Consider the following 17,682-nt stretch of genomic DNA (forward strand, 5'->3'; position numbering starts at 1 on the left):
GAACCGTACTACCCCTGTAGGAGCCGGCTCGCTGGCGAACGCGGCAGGTCAGATACCTCGGCAGTGTCTGACCCACCGCTTTCGCGAGCAGAGCTCCCTCCCACAGGTTTTTGGTCGCCCGACTGATCTTGGCAAACCGTACTACCCCTGTAGGAGCCGGCTTGCTGGCGAACGCGGCAGGTCAGATACCTCGGCAGTGTCTGACCCGCCGCCTTCGCGAGCAGAGCTCCCTCCCACAGGTTTTTGGTCATCCGACTGATCTTGGCAAACCGTACTACCCCTGTAGGAGCCGGCTTGCTGGCGAATGCTGCAGGTCAGATACCTCGGCAGTGTCTGACCCGCCGCTTTCGCGAGCAGAGCTCCCTCCCACAGGTTTTTGATCATCCGACTGATCTTGGCAAACCGTACTACCCCTGTAGGAGCCGGCTTGCTGGCGAATGCTGCAGGTCAGGTACCTCGGCAGTGTCTGACACACCGCTTTCGCGAGCAGAGCTCCCTCCCACAGTTTTTTGGTCATCCGACTGATCTTGGCGAACCGTACTACCCCTGTAGGAGCCGGCTTGCTGGCGAACGCGGCAGGTCAGATACCTCGGCAGTGTCTGCCCCGCCGCTTTCACGAGCAGGGCTCCCTCCCACAGTTTTTTTGTAGCCGGACTGCTACGGGTTCAGCCACGAGAGAGCCGCTGACAACAACGGCATAAAACGAGGGAACTGCGTCATACAGTCATTGGATTTGGTCTGTAATCTTAACCTCACTCGATACCCAACCCACTGTGTGAGGAGCTTTACAAATGACCATCGTCAAAGCCGCCGCCGTTCAGATCGCCCCTGTGCTGTACAGCCGTGAAGGCACTGTCGCCAAAGTCGTCGACAAGATTCGCGAGCTGGGCACCAAGGGCGTGCAGTTCGCTGTGTTCCCGGAAACCATCGTCCCTTACTACCCCTACTTTTCCTTCGTGCAGACACCGTTCGAGATGGGCAGCGAGCATTACAAATTGCTCGACCAGGCCGTGACCGTGCCGTCGGCGGCCACCGATGCCATCGGCAAGGCGGCGAAAGAAGCCAACATGGTGGTGTCCATCGGCGTCAACGAGCGCGACGGCAGCACCTTGTACAACACGCAATTGCTGTTCGATGCCGACGGAACGCTGATCCAGGCCCGCCGCAAGATTTCGCCGACTTACCACGAGCGCATGATCTGGGGCATGGGCGACGGTTCAGGTCTGAAGGCTGTCGACAGCGCCGTCGGCCGGGTCGGGCAACTGGCCTGCTGGGAGCACTACAATCCACTGGCGCGTTATGCGCTGATGGCCGACGGCGAGCAGATCCACGCCTCGATGTACCCCGGTTCGTTCGCCGGCGACCTGTTCACCCGGCAGATGGAAGTCAGTATCCGCATGCACGCCCTGGAAGCGGCCTGCTTCGTGGTCAACTCCACTGCATGGCTGTACCCGGAGCAGCAGGCGCAGATCATGGCCGACACCGGTTGCTCGATCGGGCCGATTTCCAGCGGTTGCTTCACCGCCATCATCGACCCGCAAGGTGAAGTGATCGGCTCGCTGACCGAAGGTGAAGGTGAAGTGATTGCCGACCTCGACCTGTGGGAAATCGACAAGCGCAAGCGCCAGATGGATTCTCGCGGCCACTACAGCCGTCCGGAACTGCTGAGCCTGGTGATCGACCGTACGCCACACAGCCACGTCCATGAGCGCAAGGCGCACCCGGCGCTGGACGTACGTGAAGCGCAGGAAGACAGCAGCCTCTGATTGGCAGACGACATCACCGCCCCGTTTCCGCTGCAAGCCGGAAACGGGGCGTTGTCGTTGCCATCGAACCTCATACGCAACCATCAGCCACAGGTGCAACCATGCTGGAGACAGGACTGATCGTTTACCCCGGCTTTCAGGTGCTGGGGCTTTCCATGTCGGCCACCTTCGAAATCGCCAATCTGATTGCCCGGCGCGAGGTGTATCGCGTGACCCTGCTGTCCGAACAGGGTGGCCTGGTCAAGACTTCGGCCGGCTTTGCCGTGGACACCGAAGCCTTCGACGACCGCCGCTTCGACACGCTGCTGGTGCTGGGCGACAACGTCATTCGGCCGGCCAGCGCCGGCCTGATCGACTACCTGCGCCAATCCTTCGTCATGACCCGCCGCGTCGGCTCGATCTGCACCGGTGCCAACGCACTGGCCCAGGCGGGCTTGCTCGACGGTCGTCGTGCCACCACGCACTGGTGCCATGCCCGTGAACTGCAGCAGAACTACCCGGCCATCAAGGTCGACGAAGACCGCATTTTCATCAACGACGGACCGATCTGGACCGCCGCCGGCATGAGTGCCTGCGTTGACCTGTCGCTGGCGCTGGTGGAAAACGATCTGGGCGAAGACACCGCACGCATGGTCTCCAAGCAACTGGTGTTGTATCACCGCCGCGCGGGCGGACAATCCCAGTTTTCGGTGATGCAGGATCTGGCGCCGAAGTCCGACCGCATTCAGGTGGTGCTGACCTACGCGCGGCAGCATTTGAAAGAGGATCTGTCGGTGGACAATCTCGCGGCGATCGCGCACATGAGCGCGCGCCAGTTCAGCCGCGTGTTCACCACCGAAACCGGCCAGTCGCCGGCCAAGGCGGTGGAACATCTGCGGGTCGAATCGGCGCGACTGATGATCGAAGCCGGCCACCACACAGTGGATGCGGTGGCCTTCGAGACCGGCTTTGGCGATCAGGAGCGCATGCGCCGGGCGTTCATCCGCGCCTTCGGCCAGCCGCCGCAGGTGTTCCGTCGCGCCCATCGGCATTAAGGCACAGCGGCTGGCGCCTCGTTACGCCAGCCGCTGATAGACATCCTGGGTGGTGTCCAGCAACAGCGTGGACAGTTCCGCGCCCAGGGTTCTGTGCAACTGCATCTGCGCCTTCTTCCAGGCCCCGTGGCAGGACGCATATTTGTCGACGCCCGCTGCTGTGAGCTGCAAGCCGAACGAGCGCTTGTCGACCAGCGCGCTCTCAGGCATGTCCACAGTTTCGATCCAGCCTTCGGCAATCAACGGTTTCAGGCCGCGGCTCAAAGTGCTGCGGTCCATGCCCATGGCCTCGGCAAACGCCAGATTGGCAATCGGCCCCAGTTGGTGCAGACGCTGCAACAGCGAAAACTGCGGCGCGCTGACGCCGTACGGGCTCAGATGGGTTTCATAGATCGACGTCATGCGGCGGGACAATTGCCGGACGCTGGTACACAGGCATCGGGTGGCCATCGGCTCTCCTCTCGGGCGTGTGGGCAGTCAGCCAAAAAAAGGTGCCGGCAGAGTGTTCTACCGGCCAACTGCCGTCAACGCAGGCTCATTCATCCGCGACAAACAAGGCTTCGCCCGCAGCGACCGGCTCTGCAGGCACGGCACTCGCCATCAACACACGGGTCAGCTGCAACGCAACGATTGCCACACCTGCAGCCGCCCATGCCGCGCTGGCAAAACCGGCCTCAAACGCACTGCGCAACGCGCTGGCGATACCGTCCCTCACCGTTTCGGGCAGCGCCGACAACGCCAGCCCGGCATCGCCCGCCGAGAAGCGCTTGGCGATCTCCACCGCCTGCTGCGGCGACAACCCCATGCCCTGCGCCAGCGGGGTGAACGCCTTGAGCAACCCCGAAAGCAGGATCGCCCCCAGCGCGGCGACACCGAACAACAACGTGGTGAAACGAATGGTCGAGGCGATTCCGGACGCGACGCCAGAGCGGTTGGCCGGCAAGGCGCCCTGCACCGCCTTGGCGGTTTCGCCGTTGAGAATGCCAGCCCCGGTGCCCGCGACGAGCATGCCCAGGGCGAACAACGCATACGAGGCATCGACGCCACACAGCAACGCCATCGACAGGTTGCCCGCCAGTGTCACACTCAGCCCCAGGCACAGCATCGCCCGGGACGGCCAGGTGATTTTCGCTGCCACCCGCGGCACCAGAAACATCGGCAAGGCAAACGGCAACATGGCGATGCCGGCCATCATCGGGGCGAAACCGAAGGCGTTCTGCAGGTACAGCGGCAAATAGAAAATCATCACCTGCGCCCCGGCCGCATAGCCCACCATCGAGGCGACGGTGCCGGCGAAATGCGCCGAGCGAAAAATGGCGAAATCCACCATGGGGTTGGCCTGACGCTTTTCCACCCAGACGAACAGCGCCAACAGCAACACGCCGCCGAGAATGCGCCACAGTACCGCAGCCGTGGTCCAGCCCAGGGCATTGCCGTCGATCACCGCCCAGGTCAGCAGGAACAGGCCGCTGCTGAACGTGACGATGCCGGTGTAATCCAGCCCTCTGGCGTCGGGATCACGGGACTCGGGTACGGTTTTCAGCGTGGCGATGACCAGCGCGGTGCAGATCGGCACGTTGATCAGGAATGCCCAAGTCCAGCCGAACACACTGGAAATCACCCCGCCGATGATCGGCCCGCAGGTGATGGCCACGCCCAGACTGGCGCCCCAGAACGCATAGGCTCTGGCTCGCTCCGCGCCCTGAAAGGTGTGGTTGATGATCGCCAGCGACGCGGTCAGCAACAGCGCCGCCCCCACGCCCTGCACGGCCCGCGCCAGGTTGAGCATCAATGGCGACACTGCCAGTCCACAAGCCAGTGACGACAGGCCGAACAGCAACATGCCGATCACCGCAGAACGACGCCTCCCGACCTTGTCACCGAACGATCCCGCCGCCAGTAGCAAGGCGGCAAAGGGCAACACGTAGGCGGTGATGACCCACTGCACATCGGCGAAATCGGCGTTCAGTGAGCTGGCGATGGTCGGCAGCGCCACCGCCACCACGTTTGAATCGAGCATGACCAGCGACGATACCAGCGCGATGACGATCAGGATGATCCGGGGATTGGCAGTTTTTTCCGCATCGACGCTCACGATCATTTTCCTGTGGAAAATTTTAGATTACAGTCAGCATACAATTTGTAAAAATTTATTCAATGCGTATGCATCGATGTATCTGCACTCATGACCAACGGTGCAAAAAAAGCCGGCACCCGTGACATCACGGGCGCCGGCGAGTGTGCCGCAAGAGCGATCAGTGACCGGCCGCCGCGTGCTCGATGGCCTGCACCACACCGCTGACGTTGGTCAGGAACGGGGTATGCCCGGTGTCGAGCGTCACTTCGTTGTGTACCGGCGTCGCGGCCACCATGTTCGCCTGCAGCGACGGGCTGACCACTTGGTCGCGGGCGGTGTGAACGTAGAACTTCGGCACCGAGCCATAGGCTGCGGCACTGAGTTTCACCGGGGTCGCCAGCGGTGCCAGCGGCTCGTCGAGGATCAGGCCGGGAATCACCTGACGCAGTTGCTCGGGGCCGTCATTGGCGAACAGGTCGGCGCGTGCGCCCTGCTCCACCGAAGCCATGCCGTGGGCTTTGTCGATGTTCAGATGAGGACCGATCTTCGCGTCCTTGTCGGTGTTGGCCAGGGACAGCAGCGAGTCACCGTCCTTTGGCAGGTAGGCGGCGAGATAAACCAGCGAGCGGATCTTTTTCGGCGCTGCTTCGGCAACATCGGAAATGACGATACCGCCAAAGCTGTGACCGACCAGAACCACGGGGGCCTTGCTGCTGCCGATGGCGCGGAGCACGGTGTCACGGTACAGGTCCAGGCTGACCTTGTCCGGAGTTGCCGGGTTGCCGACGCGGCCCGGCAGGGTCGGCACGATGACCTGATAGCCGTCGGCCTTCAGGCCGGCTTCGACGCCCTGCCAGATGCCGGCGTTTTCAAAGGCGCCGTGAACCAGGGCGATGGTCGGTTTAGTGTCGGCCCAGGCGTTGCCGAAAGCGGTAATGCCGGTCAGTGCGAGCAGTGCTGCAAACTTTTTCATAACAACCTCGGTGGGAAAAATTGACCCGCCCACGATAGAAGCCAGGCCCATGCAAGAGAATGATCCGAACGCCGCGACTCTTGCCCCGAACGCCGACAGCGACGGGTCAGTGAGAAAAACCGATGTGCTGTCGCAGGTGCTGGCACTGGTGCGCCTGAAAGGTGAAACCGTGGTGACCGGGGTGCTGAACGACTCGGGCCTGTCGGTCGAAAACGGCGTGTCGCGCTTCTACTTCATCGAAAGCGGCTGCGCTCGGCTGACCCTCGCGGACCCGAAACAGGCGCCTGTGCTGATCGAACAAGGGGATTTGCTGCTGGTGCCCCATGGCAGCGCCCACCGCCTTGAAGCAGTGGGCTCGGCTCCGTCCGGACCCGCACCCGACGACGCGCCGGGCGTGCGCTACATCGGTGGCCTGTTTCGCTTCGACGGTGGCCGCCTGCCGCCGATCCTGGCGTCACTGCCTGCCACCATTCACGTTCCAGCCGGCCCCAGCGGCACACCGGCATGGCTACAGGCGATCGCCCATTTTCTGCTGCACGAAGCCAACCTCGTTCAGCCGGGCGCCGAGCTGATGGTGTCGCGCCTGATCGATCTGCTGGTAATCCGCGCCCTGCGCACCTGGTCGTCATCGGCACCGGGACGTCTGGGTTTCATTGCCGGGCTCAGCGACGAACGCATCGCCCATGCACTGGCTGCACTGCACGCCGCACCCTACAAGTCCTGGAGCGTGCCGGAGCTTGCAGCGATTGCGGCGATGTCTCGCTCCAGTTTCGCCGAGCACTTTTCCGCCACCGTCGGCGAGGCACCGCTGCGTTACTTGACGCGCTGGCGTTTGCACCTGGCGTCGGAGATGTTGAGCGGCGGCAGCATGCGCGTCAGTGAGGTCGCACTGCGGGTGGGATACTCGTCCGACGCTGCATTCAGCCGGGCGTACAAGGCCTGTTTCGGCTACTCGCCCAGCGAATCCGTACCGCGCGGCTGATCCCGCGCCCACCGCCGCCCGCGTGGCGTCCCCAGAAGGAACATTGCATGTCCGACCCCATCGAACTGTACGGCGCCCAAACCGGCAATAGCCTGCGCGCCGCCGTGGCCCTGAGCGAAGCGGGAATTCCCTACCGCGCCGTGTGCATCGACCTGCGCGCCGGCGCCCATCGTCAGCCGCCTTTCCTCGACCTCAACCCAGCCGGCAAAGTGCCGACGCTGGTGGATCGCAGCGTTTCGCCGACGCTGATCATCAACCAGTCCAACGCGATCATGCAGTATGCCGACGCGAAAGCGCCGGGACGGCTTGCCCCTCAGGCATCGGGGCCGGAGCGTTTTCGGGTGTTCGACCGCTATTTCCATTTCGTCACCGATGTCATCGCGGTCAGCCATGCCGGATTCTTTCTGCGCCAACAGGGTTTGCGCGACATGGCGCGGCCTCTCGACCAGCGTGCCGTCGAACTGCTGATCGCCGCCGAGCGCTTTCTTGAGGACGACTACATGGCCGGCTCGCAGTTTTCCATGGCCGATATCTCCGCCTTCACCTATGCCGCGTCGGTACACGAGCGTTTGCCCTGGGACACGCTGCCACGCCTGGCGCAGTGGTTCGAGCGCATTGCCGAACGGCCTGCGGTACAGGCCGGGATGCTGGCGTTTTCACAGGAGGACGAGCAGGCCTGAAGCCTGTTCATCATTGGCGAACACTGGCGCCGGCACATCGCTCAGGCGCCAACCGAGTGGCGGTGTTCAATCCGCAGGTCGATTGACGATGGCTTGTATTGCACTCATGGCCGGCATCAGGGCTTGCGCCATCTGGCTGGCTTTTTCGGTAGGCCTGACACCCCGTGGCCCCACTCTTATAAACAGCGGGTCATTGAACTGCAGGCGCAGCCGGGACAATGAACCACTGACCGCCGGCTGTTTGACATGCAAACATTCGGCGGCCCTTGAAACATTCTGTTCGCGAAACAGCACCATGAAGACCAACAGCAAGTTCAGATCGATACCGGAGAACGTGCGTTCATCAATTGTCATTGCAAACGTCACTCATCAATGCCGTGTCATTGCGCAGGCGATTTCAACAGCAGTGACAATGGCGACAACGGCCCTACCGGGATGAACTCGAAGGAAATAAGCCCTGCGCAGTCCAGCGGCATCTTCGCAAAGATCGCCTTGGCTTCTTCGACATCAGTCATGTTCAATACGAAGACCACGCCCAGCTTGTCGTTACGTACGTTCCACTGTTCGATCTTGCCGTCCAGATGCAACTGCACGGTTTCACGCACTTCCTGGGGCAGTACCTTGCTGATGGCCTCTTGGGTCGAGCCGGGAGTGATGGTGCCCACCGCAATGATTTTGGTGGTCGGGACTTTCGGCAATGGCTCGGCGCTTGCGCCGGCAGAGAAAGTGATTGCCATCAACGTTGCGGATACGAGTGCAACCGCCTGATGTTTTAAAGTCGACAGATTGAATAAACGTTTCATTCCGATACCTCAAAAAGTGTGCTGATTACGAAACAAGCGCCTGGCGCTATTTTGAATAGAGGGTCGTTCGCCAACAATGACGTAGTTCCCTCCTTTTATGTCATCCCCGCCCGCGGGCACCGTTGTCGCTTGAAGCACCGATTGAACTGTGTACTACTTCCGCAACTGAACTGTTCAGGGTCATTTGAGCCATGAAGATCACGATTCTCGCCATCGAAGGTGTCTTCGATACCGGTCTTACTGTTCTGCTCGATGCCTTTGCCACCGCCAACGATCTGGGCGTGTTGTTACTGGCCACTTCACCGCACTTCGAGGTGAGTACCGTCGGCGTGCGCAACAACGTTCACACCGCTCGCGGCCTGGAAGTGCCTATCGAACCCGCGTCGGGCAGCAACCGCCCGGACTGGGTGATCATCCCAGCGCTGAACACGCGGATGCCCGAAGAGCTGGTCGCGTCCCTGAGCCGTCCAGACATGCTCGATGCCCGTCAGCAGCTGTGCGCCTGGCACGCCGAAGGCGCGGGTATCGCCGCCTCCTGCATCGGCACGTTCCTGCTGGCTGAAACCGGACTGCTGGCCGGCTGCGAGGCCACCACCAGTTGGTGGCTGGGGCCGTTTTTCCGCCAGCGTTACCCGGACATCCTGCTCGACGAGTCGCGCATGCTGGTGCCGGCCAGCCGTCTGGTCACAGCGGGTGCCGCCATGGGCCACCTGGACCTGGCGCTGTGGATCATCCGCAAGTTCAGCCCTGAACTGGCCGGTCTGGTGGCGCGTTACATGCTCGCCGACTACCGCTCGCTGCAAGCGCCGTACATCATTCCCGAGCACATGGCCCACGCAGATCCCTTGATCGAGAACTTCGAGCGCTGGGCACGCAGTCAGCTCAACGTCGGGTTTTCCCTGCAAAGAGCCGCCGAGGCGCTGGCCACCACACCGCGAACCCTGCAACGGCGTACCGAAGCGGTGCTGGGCAAATCGCCGCTGGCGTTCTTTCAGGACATGCGCGTGGAGCGCGCCCAACATCTGGTGCGCACCACCACGATGGACATCGAAGCCATCGCCGCCGAAGTCGGCTACGTCGACGGCGCCACGCTGCGCACCCTGTTGCGCCGCCGTCTGGGGCGCGGGGTTCGGGAGCTGCGCGCCGACCTTCGCTAGCCGTGCTTCTTGAGCCTTATGCCTGACGGCCGCACACCGCCATGACCAGCCGCAACTTGCCTTCCCGCAGATTGCGGGCGAAGTTTTCCGCCATTTCGGCGAAACGGTTGCCCATTACCAGTTTCAGGGTCGGCTCCGGCGTCTGTGCAGCGGTGCCGTCCTGCATCGACGGCAAACGCACGCTCAGAAACCACTGAATCACCGGTTCCGTCACATCCACCCAGCGCTGGATGCTGAAACCCGACTGCTGCAGCACGGCACGGGTTTCGGATTCGTCCAGCAAGAAGCTGTCTTCTGCACGCTGCGCCCACGGCGTCGGGTATAGCGCTGCCGGTTTGCCGTCGGCCGCCAGCACATCGAAGAAACCGAATTGCCCGCCCGGTTTCAGTACGCGGTGGAGCTGCCGGTACAGCGTCTCGCGGTCGGCAATGTTCATCACCACGTGCTGGGTGTAAGCCACGTCGAACTGGCCGGCGCCCAACGACAGCGCACACAGGTTGCCGACCTGATAGTCGACCCGCTGATCCAGCCCGGTACGTTGGGCCAGCAGTCGCGCTACCGCGACGAACGACTCGGTCAGATCCACGCCGGTGACATGGCAGTCGTGCTGCTCGGCGACATAGCGCGAGGGGCCGCCCAGACCCGAACCGGCGTCAAGCACCTGCATGCCCGAGCGGATATCCAGCATGCCGATGAACTCGGCAGTGGTTTTCAGCCCGCCGCTGTGGAACTGGTCGAAGCCGGCAAGCTGATCGTGGCCGATCGGCCCGCTGCCGTATTGCGCCAGCAGTTGCTCGACCCGGGTGAGCAGGTCCAGCTCGCTGGTGTTGCCCTGGTAGTGTTTGCGTACATCGGTCATGTCACACCTCTCGCTGCGTGCGTGGGTAGGTGGATAGGTGGGTGGCAACGGCGATCAGGCTTCCGGACGCAGCAGCGCTGGCGGTACCACGGTTTCCACACGCCCGGTGTGTACGTCGTACACCAGACCGGTCACGGTGAAGCTGCCGGGCAGATTCGGGTTGGCTTTCAGCGCCGCGACATCAATGGCCACGGCCTTGTACGGGTCGGCGATTTCCAGGCTGTCGAGGTCTTCAGGGGCCACGCCCAGGTTTTTTGCCAGCAGTTCCGGCACATGGTGACGGCATGGGGTGATGCCGCAGTCGGTGTGGTGCAGCACGATCAGGTTCCAGCCCGGCCCCATTTCCTTGCCTTGGGCGACAGCCACGGAGCGGACGATGGCCATGTTCTGCAGGGTCGCCGGGTTGATCCGCCCGCCGACGTTGCGGATCACCGCAGCCTCACCGTGCTTGAGGCCCAACACATCGGCCGGATCGACACGTGGGTCGACACAGCCGATCACCACGGTTTTCATCGAAGGCATGATTTTCAGGTCGGCATTGAAACCGTCGTTGGCGAAGGCTTCGTTGCGTTGCAGCAGGTCATTGATCACGTTGTTCATAAGATCCTCGTCATACTATTGAGCAAGTCTTCAGGAAAGCCGCCATCGCCGGGATGACTGCTGTGTTGTTGAGGAGAATTATCGGACCGGGCTGGACGAAGCGGTATTTCCGAAAATGACAAGTTTCGGATCATTTACGTCATTCTGCGTGTCGTGATGTCGTGAAAGCCCTTCGTAGCAGTCCAGCTTGCTGGCGAATGCGGCAGGTCAGATACCTCTTCAGTGACGGGTCTGGCGCTTTCGCGAGCAGAGCTCCCTCCCACAGGACTTGCGGGGTCCGGCAGATCCCGGCTAGCCGCCCTGCCCTTGTAGGAGCCGGCTTGCTGGCGAATGCGGTGTGTCAGCCGATCCGTGCCAGGTGGTTCATTATTTGAAATCCCGACTGCGCACATCCAGCCCGGTGAGCAAGGGCGTGAGGTCGAACAGACGTTGCGCGATGACATGACGCACGCCCTTCTGGTATTCGAACTTGCCGAACACCTGCATCAGTTGCGAACCGACCAGGGTCTTGCGCTGCCGCTCGGCGAGATCGCGCCAGACCACCACGTTGATCATGCCGTGCTCATCTTCCAGGGTGACGAAGGTCACGCCGCTGGCCGTACCGGGACGCTGGCGACCCACCACCAGCCCGGCGACGCTGAAATAACGCCCGTGTTCTTCATCGAGCAGATCCTTTGAACTGCGAAAGCGCTTTGCCGCCAGTTTTTTGCGCAACAACGCCAGCGGATGTGGGCCCAACGTGGTCCCGACAGTGTCGTAATCGACCATCAGGTCCTGAGCCACACTGGGCAGCGGCAAGGCCACTTGCGACTCGGCGGCAAAACAGTCGTCGCCAAACAGCGGCCGCTGCACCTCGACCCCGGCGATCTCCCAGCGCGCCCGATGCCGATGTCCGGCCAATCCACGCAACGCACCGGAATCGGCCAGTGCAGCGCGGGCGCGATTATCCAGATCGGCGCGTATGCAAAGATCGCTCACATCGCGAAACTCACGCTGGCCGCGAGCCTGCTCGATCCGCCGGGCGTCCTCTTCGCGAAAGCCACGAATCATCCGCAGGCCCATGCGGATCGCCAGATTTTGCGTGTATTCGCGGCTTTCTACCGGTTCCAGCGAGCAGTCCCAGTCGCTGTAGCGCACGTCCACCGGGCGGACTTCGATATGGTGACGACGGGCATCCTGCAACAGTTGATCCGGGCTGTAGAACCCCATCGGCCAACTGTTGATCAGCGCGCAGGTGAAGGCGGCCGGTTCGTGGCATTTGAGCCAGCAACTGGCGTAGGTCAGCAAGGCGAAGCTGGCGGCGTGGGATTCTGGGAAGCCGTAGCTGCCGAAGCCTTTGATCTGTTCGAAGATGCGGTCGATGAAATCTTGCTTGTAGCCCTTTTCCCTCATGCGCTCGCTGAGGCGTTTGTAATGGTGTTCCAATCCACCATGGCGCTTCCACGCTGCCATGGAGCGACGCAGTTCATCGGCCTCACCCGGCGTGTACCGGGCAGCGACAATCGCCAGTTGCATGACTTGCTCCTGAAACAACGGTACGCCAAGGGTGCGCTCAAAAACCGGTATCAACTCCTCAGACGGATAAATAACCGGCTCCTCTTTGTTCCGCCGCCGCAGATACGGATGCACCATATCGCCCTGAATCGGCCCCGGCCTGACGATGGCAACTTCGATAACCAGATCGTAAAACGTCTGCGGTCTGAGCCGTGGCAGCATCGACATCTGTGCCCGCGACTCGATCTGGAACACACCAATGGTGTCGGCGCGGCTGATCATGTCGTAGGTCGGCTTGTCCTCTGCCGGAATGCTGGCGATGGTCAAGTCATAGCCACGATAGCGTCTGACCAGATCGAACGTGCGGCGCAAGGCACTGAGCATGCCCAAAGCCAGAATGTCGACCTTGAGCAGCCCGACCAGATCAAGATCGTCCTTGTCCCACTGGATGATGGTGCGCTCGGCCATGGCCGCGTTTTCCACTGGCACCAGGGTTTCCAGCGGCTGCTGGGAAATGACGAAGCCGCCGGGATGCTGCGACAGGTGCCGAGGAAACCCGATCAGTTCGCCGGCCAGCGTCAACACCCGGCGCAGTACCGGACTGTCCGGCTCGAAGCCGCATTCGCGCAGGCGGTCGGCAGATGGCAGGTTGTCGCTCCAACGCCCGCAGCAGTCAGCCAGGGCGTTGATCTGATCCGGCGGCAGACCGAGCACACGCGCGACATCGCGAATCGCCCCGGCGCCGTGGTAGGTGCTGGCCACTGCTGTCAGCGCCGCCCTGTGCCGACCATAACGGCGGAAGACGTATTGCAGGACTTCCTCACGGCGTTCGTGCTCGAAGTCGACGTCGATATCAGGGGGCTCGTTGCGCTCTTCGGAAATGAAGCGTTCGAAGAGCATTTGCGTCTTGGACGCCGTTGGACTTAATTCAGTGATACCCAGTGCAAAACACACCGACGAATTGGCGGCAGAACCACTACCTTGGCAGAGGATGCCTTGCTCGCGAGCAAAACGGACGATGTCGTGCACTGTCAGGAAGTAACTTTCGTACTCTTTCACCGCGATGATCCGCAGCTCTTTTTCGATATGCTCCCATGCGACGGTAGGCACGCCATCCGGCCAGCGCTTACGCGCGCCCCGCTCGGTCAACTCGCGCAACCAACTGGTCGGAGTATGCCCCTTTGGCACCAGTTCCTGCGGGTATTCGTACTTCAATTGCTTGAAGTCGAACGTACAGCGCCGGGCGATTTCCAGGGTCTGCGCCAACAATGACTCGGGATACAGCTCAGCCAGCGTGGTCCGTGGTCTAAGATGCCGCTCGCCATTGGCAAACAGCCGGTGCCCGGCTTCGGCCACGGTGGTGTGATGGCGAATCGCAGTCATGGTGTCCTGCAGGGCGCGACGGCCGCGGGCGTGCATATGTACATCGCCACAGGCCACCGCCGGGATGGCGAATTCATCGGCCAGCGCCAGCAGCGTGCCGAGTCGCTGGCGGTCATCTGGCCCGCAATGCAGTTCGACGCCCAGCCACAGGTTTTTCGTAAAGATCCCGCACAGCCAGTCACCTTGGCCACGGCGAATATCGACCGACTGGTCCAGACCCACCAGCCACAGCGCCAGCAGGCCCTCAAGCGGCGTATTGAAATCCTCGCGCAGTAACCGGTATTCACCTTTCTTGCTGCGTCGCCGCCCGTCGGTGATCAACTTGCACAGGGCCTGGTAGCCACTGAGGTTCTCCACCAGCAGCACCACTTTCGGCCCGTCTTCGATGGAGATCTCGCTGCCGACAATCAGCGGCACCTCATGTTTGATCGACGCCTGCCAGGCACGGACGATGCCGGCCAGGGTGCACTCATCGGTGATCGCCAGCGCCTGATAACCGTGCAGTTTCGCGCGCTCGAACAGTTCGTCGGCGCTGGAAGCTCCACGCTGAAAGCTGAAATTGGACAGGCAGTGCAGCTCGACGTATTCGCCGCTCATGCGAACCAGCCTTGCAGCAACAGGCCGCTGTCATCGCCGACATTGCGGTAGGCCCAGCCGCGCTGGCCGTTGCGGGTTTCCACCAGAAAATAATCGCGGCGCACGTCGCCACCGTCCCACCAGCCCGACTCGATGCGTTCCGGCCCAGCCAGCACACGCACGCTCGCCGCGCTCAGCGGTTCAGGCTCGCGCAACAACCAGCCGGGGCGCGGCACCGTGGCTGGGGCGATGATCGGCTTTGCTGCGCAGGTCGGCAGCCAGGCGTGTTCGGGACGATGATCAGCGCGAAATTCCAGGCCACTGACGGCCTCATCACCCAGACGGGCACGCAGGCGCTCGCGCAATTGCTCCCAAGGCATGTTCTGCTGCGGTCGGTCGTCAAACAGCTCGCGGTGGGATGGCACGAACGCCGGCAGATCCCTGGCTTGCAGGCGTAGAGCGCGTACCGGCGAAGGCACCTGCACCTGCTCCAGACGGCCACGGGCCAATTCGAACAGCATGTTCGCCTCGCGCTCGGCGCTGAGCAGGCCGACCGGGATCAGTGTGTCCGGCGCCACGCTGCCGACGCTGGGCACATGCTCCAGATGAATGACGAAACGCTGTACGCCGCTGTCGCGCCCGCCAAGAAACACTGCGAGGTCCGCAATCATGCGCTTGAGCGGAAACAGCAGAGCCTGATGAGACTCGACATCGAAATTGAGCTCGATGCGGGTGTCGAAATGATCCGGTGGCACATAACAGTCCAGCGCGAACGGACGGCGCCCGAGCAAGGTGTCCAGGTGTTGCAGTACCTGCGCCGGAAAACGCCGGGCCAGGGTGTCGCGGGGCAAGGCCAGCACTTGATGCAACTGGTGCAGACCCATGCGTGCCAGCGCAGTCGACACCTCGACCGGCAAGCCGATGCGATTGGCCGGCATCTGTTCCAGCGTCTGTTGCAGGCTGTCGTTGCACGTCACCAGCAGCCCGTCATGGGCGTTGGCCAGCATCCGCGCCGCCACAGGGTTGGGTGCCGCCACGATTCGATGGCTGAACCCCATTGCCGTCAGTTCCTCACGCAGTCGCGTCTCCAGTTGGGGCCAGGGCCCGAACAGACTCAGGCTGGATTCAACCTCCATAAGCAGCACGCGGGGGTATTTCAGGCTGACCTGGGAACTGAAGCGATAGGCCCAGGCCGCGAGCAGTCGGTGACAGCGTTCGGTGTCGGCAGGGTCGTATTCGACGGTGGCAAAATCGCGACTCAGGGCCCGTGCGGCGGTCAGCGACTGACCGGGACGCAGGCCCAATTCGCGGGCAGCGGCATTGACGGTCTGCAACACCCGACGCTGGGCGCTGCCACTGATCAGCGCCAACGGCTGTTCAGGGTCGGCGCGACGGCGCATGACAGCGTCCAGTGCCAGTTGCGGCAACACAATACAGGCCCAGAGCATGGCAACCTCTCAGGCGTTGCCGCTGAACGGGATGGGTGCAGTCGGCGCCAACCCACCCCGACATTTGAGCACGCGCAACTGGCGCGGCCGTACATCGATGGCAATGCGCAGTGCCGCTGGCGACGGATTAAGCGCTGCCTGTTGCCCGCGACAGGCAAAGGCCAGGGTTTCCCCGGTTTCAGCCGCCACCTGCAAACGTCGCAAGGCGCGGTCATCGATTTTGTCCGGCCAGCACAGCACGGTGCCGCAACTGCCTGAACGCAGGCATTGTTCGACGGCCCATAACGCATCACGCTCGTTGGCGTCGATCACCGCCAATTGCCGCAAGTCGACCCCCGCCGCCTGCCAGGCTTGCGGATAAGGCACGAACGGCGGCGCCACCAGCACGATACGCTCGCCACTGGCCGCCAGCCGCGCCAGCGTCGGCCACAACAGACGCAGCTCACCGCTGCCGTGGGCGGGAATAAGGATCTCCGTCAGCGCCGCCGGCGGCCAGCCACCCAAGGGCAACGCCCTATCCAGCAAGGCATGGCCGGTGGGTTGTGCGGCAACCGACTGGACCTCAGAACGCCCCTTCCAGACCCGACGCTCGTCCAGCAGCGCATCGAGGCTGACCACTGCGCCCATCATTCGCGCCTTACCAGACCGCAGAACACGCCTTCGATGGCGAAGTCCTGATCAGGACGCACCACGATTGGTGCATAGGCCGGGTTACGCGGCAGCAGGCGCAACTCATCGCGGCCACGCTCCAGCCGCTTGATGGTCACTTCACCGTCCAGCCGGGCAACCACGATCTGGCCGTTACGGGCATCGGGGCTTTGCTGAATGCCCACCAGATCGCCGTCGAAGATGCCGTCCTCGATCATCGAGTCGCCCTTGACCCGCAACAGATAGTCGGGGATGCGCAGGAAGGTCCGGCTGTCGAGGGTGAAGCTGTCGTGCAGGGCAATGTCCGGACCTATCGGCGCACCGGCGGCCACCCGTCCGAGCACCGGCACCTCCAGCATTTCGGGCAAAGGTCGTTGCCGGACCAGACGAATGCCCCGGGCCTGATTGGCCGTGACCTCGATATAGCCGGCTTCGGTGAGCGCCACGATGTGCTTGCGCGCCACACTGCGCGAAGCGAATCCAAAGGCTTCAGAAATTTCCGCCAGACTGGGTGGCTGGCCGTTTTGTGCGATGCGATCCCGGATAAACGTGAGAATGGCAGCGCGTTTGGGAGATAAAGTCGTCATGGAGCACATTTGTACTCTTTTCGGAGATTTATGGCTACAGCTGCTTGTCGATTCGTTTTGTAGGAAGAAAAGAGTGCCAGCGCAGCCGTTGTGAATTCGGTAAATGCGGTGGATCAGACATACCGCGTGCACAGGGTTTACGACGAGTACCTCGCCGGTCGCAGGGCAAGCCAGCTCCTACAGGGGGATTGCAGTCACATCCGGGTGAGGCGGAGGTGGCTTCCTCAAGATCGCTGCCGCCGGCAAGCCGGACTGCTACGGGGGGAGCGCCAGCTTTTGATCTGGCTTTTGATTTTGATCTTGGGGCCCCGTTCCAGAAGGCCGAACGCAGGTGATGCGCAGTGGGCCGAGCGACAGGATGTCGCGAGAGCCGCGTGGGCCATGGATGGCCCATTCGCGGCGGGCCCACGGAGCATTGCCGGAGTGAGGGTACACCGAGCATTAGCGAGGTGCCGTATGGCGGGGTGTGGAGCCCTTGGTTACTTGGGGCTTTTCCAAGTAACTCGCCGCCAGGCGAAACCAAGCTGCGTTAGCAGCTACAGCGTCAGGACAGACATACCAAGTGCGCAGGTTTTACGACGATTCCACCGCCGCTCGCAGGCGGCGAAATAAAAC

Annotated in this window: 16 protein-coding genes; 5 read left to right on the plus strand and 11 right to left on the minus strand. The window is 62.3% G+C overall.

The features are described from left to right. Nucleotides 1-791: 791 nt before the first annotated feature. Both ACIPL0_RS07815 and ACIPL0_RS07820 read left to right on the plus strand, forming a co-directional pair. The gene (locus ACIPL0_RS07815; protein ID WP_400595386.1) at nucleotides 792-1,766 is read left to right on the plus strand and encodes a nitrilase-related carbon-nitrogen hydrolase; all 975 of its coding nucleotides are present in this window, start codon (nucleotides 792-794) and stop codon (nucleotides 1,764-1,766) included. Between the two features lie 101 nt (nucleotides 1,767-1,867). Next, entirely contained in the window at nucleotides 1,868-2,800 is a 933-nt protein-coding gene (locus tag ACIPL0_RS07820; protein WP_400595384.1) for a GlxA family transcriptional regulator, read from the plus strand. Nucleotides 2,801-2,821: 21 nt separating this feature from the next. On the opposite strand, the gene ACIPL0_RS07825 is transcribed toward ACIPL0_RS07820, so the two are convergent. The 3 genes from ACIPL0_RS07825 to ACIPL0_RS07835 form a co-directional block, all read right to left on the minus strand. Then, nucleotides 2,822-3,250 (minus strand): MarR family winged helix-turn-helix transcriptional regulator, encoded by a 429-nt coding sequence (locus ACIPL0_RS07825; protein WP_400595382.1) that lies wholly within the window; start codon nucleotides 3,248-3,250, stop codon nucleotides 2,822-2,824. An 85-nt stretch (nucleotides 3,251-3,335) separates the two neighbouring features. Further along, the gene (locus ACIPL0_RS07830) at nucleotides 3,336-4,895 is read right to left on the minus strand and encodes an MFS transporter (protein ID WP_400595380.1); all 1,560 of its coding nucleotides are present in this window, start codon (nucleotides 4,893-4,895) and stop codon (nucleotides 3,336-3,338) included. 160 nt (nucleotides 4,896-5,055) lie between these two features. Next, nucleotides 5,056-5,850 carry an alpha/beta fold hydrolase gene (locus tag ACIPL0_RS07835; RefSeq protein ID WP_400595378.1) on the minus strand — a complete coding sequence of 265 codons (795 nt, stop codon included), beginning with the start codon at nucleotides 5,848-5,850 and terminating at the stop codon, nucleotides 5,056-5,058. A 49-nt stretch (nucleotides 5,851-5,899) separates the two neighbouring features. Between ACIPL0_RS07835 and ACIPL0_RS07840 the strand changes: the two genes are divergently transcribed. Beyond that, entirely contained in the window at nucleotides 5,900-6,832 is a 933-nt protein-coding gene (locus ACIPL0_RS07840; protein WP_400595376.1) for an AraC family transcriptional regulator, read from the plus strand. A gap of 47 nt (nucleotides 6,833-6,879) precedes the next feature. Continuing rightward, complete coding sequence (locus ACIPL0_RS07845; RefSeq protein WP_400595374.1) at nucleotides 6,880-7,512, plus strand: glutathione S-transferase family protein; 633 nt, start codon at nucleotides 6,880-6,882, stop codon at nucleotides 7,510-7,512. A gap of 66 nt (nucleotides 7,513-7,578) precedes the next feature. Here ACIPL0_RS07845 and ACIPL0_RS07850 read toward each other — a convergent pair whose 3' ends face one another. Beyond that, nucleotides 7,579-7,878 (minus strand): LysR family transcriptional regulator, encoded by a 300-nt coding sequence (locus ACIPL0_RS07850; RefSeq protein ID WP_400731507.1) that lies wholly within the window; start codon nucleotides 7,876-7,878, stop codon nucleotides 7,579-7,581. A 14-nt stretch (nucleotides 7,879-7,892) separates the two neighbouring features. Beyond that, on the minus strand, nucleotides 7,893-8,249 hold the full coding sequence (locus ACIPL0_RS07855) for a hypothetical protein (protein WP_400595370.1): 357 nt from the start codon (nucleotides 8,247-8,249) through the stop codon (nucleotides 7,893-7,895). A 257-nt stretch (nucleotides 8,250-8,506) separates the two neighbouring features. Here ACIPL0_RS07855 and ACIPL0_RS07860 point away from each other — a divergent pair, with 257 nt between their 5' ends. Further along, nucleotides 8,507-9,472: a GlxA family transcriptional regulator gene (locus tag ACIPL0_RS07860; protein WP_400595368.1), complete on the plus strand. Its 966-nt coding sequence runs from the start codon at nucleotides 8,507-8,509 to the stop codon at nucleotides 9,470-9,472. 16 nt (nucleotides 9,473-9,488) lie between these two features. Here ACIPL0_RS07860 and ACIPL0_RS07865 read toward each other — a convergent pair whose 3' ends face one another. The 6 genes from ACIPL0_RS07865 to lexA form a co-directional block, all read right to left on the minus strand. Continuing rightward, on the minus strand, nucleotides 9,489-10,331 hold the full coding sequence (locus ACIPL0_RS07865; RefSeq protein WP_400595366.1) for a class I SAM-dependent methyltransferase: 843 nt from the start codon (nucleotides 10,329-10,331) through the stop codon (nucleotides 9,489-9,491). 54 nt (nucleotides 10,332-10,385) lie between these two features. Beyond that, entirely contained in the window at nucleotides 10,386-10,931 is a 546-nt protein-coding gene (locus tag ACIPL0_RS07870; RefSeq protein ID WP_400595364.1) for a carbonic anhydrase, read from the minus strand. Nucleotides 10,932-11,297: 366 nt separating this feature from the next. Further along, complete coding sequence (locus ACIPL0_RS07875; protein WP_400595362.1) at nucleotides 11,298-14,405, minus strand: error-prone DNA polymerase; 3,108 nt, start codon at nucleotides 14,403-14,405, stop codon at nucleotides 11,298-11,300. After that, entirely contained in the window at nucleotides 14,402-15,832 is a 1,431-nt protein-coding gene (locus tag ACIPL0_RS07880) for a Y-family DNA polymerase (RefSeq protein WP_400595360.1), read from the minus strand. The genes ACIPL0_RS07875 and ACIPL0_RS07880 overlap by 4 nt, the downstream gene beginning before the upstream one ends. A 9-nt stretch (nucleotides 15,833-15,841) precedes the next feature. Further along, nucleotides 15,842-16,459, minus strand: coding sequence for a translesion DNA synthesis-associated protein ImuA (imuA, locus tag ACIPL0_RS07885; RefSeq protein WP_400595358.1), 618 nt, complete (start codon nucleotides 16,457-16,459; stop codon nucleotides 15,842-15,844). Then, nucleotides 16,459-17,076: a transcriptional repressor LexA gene (lexA, locus tag ACIPL0_RS07890; protein WP_400595356.1), complete on the minus strand. Its 618-nt coding sequence runs from the start codon at nucleotides 17,074-17,076 to the stop codon at nucleotides 16,459-16,461. The genes imuA and lexA overlap by 1 nt, the downstream gene beginning before the upstream one ends. Nucleotides 17,077-17,682 lie beyond the last annotated feature (606 nt).

The sequence above is a fragment of the Pseudomonas sp. NPDC090208 genome (assembly GCF_044746785.1).
Taxonomy (GTDB): Bacteria; Pseudomonadota; Gammaproteobacteria; order Pseudomonadales; family Pseudomonadaceae; genus Aquipseudomonas.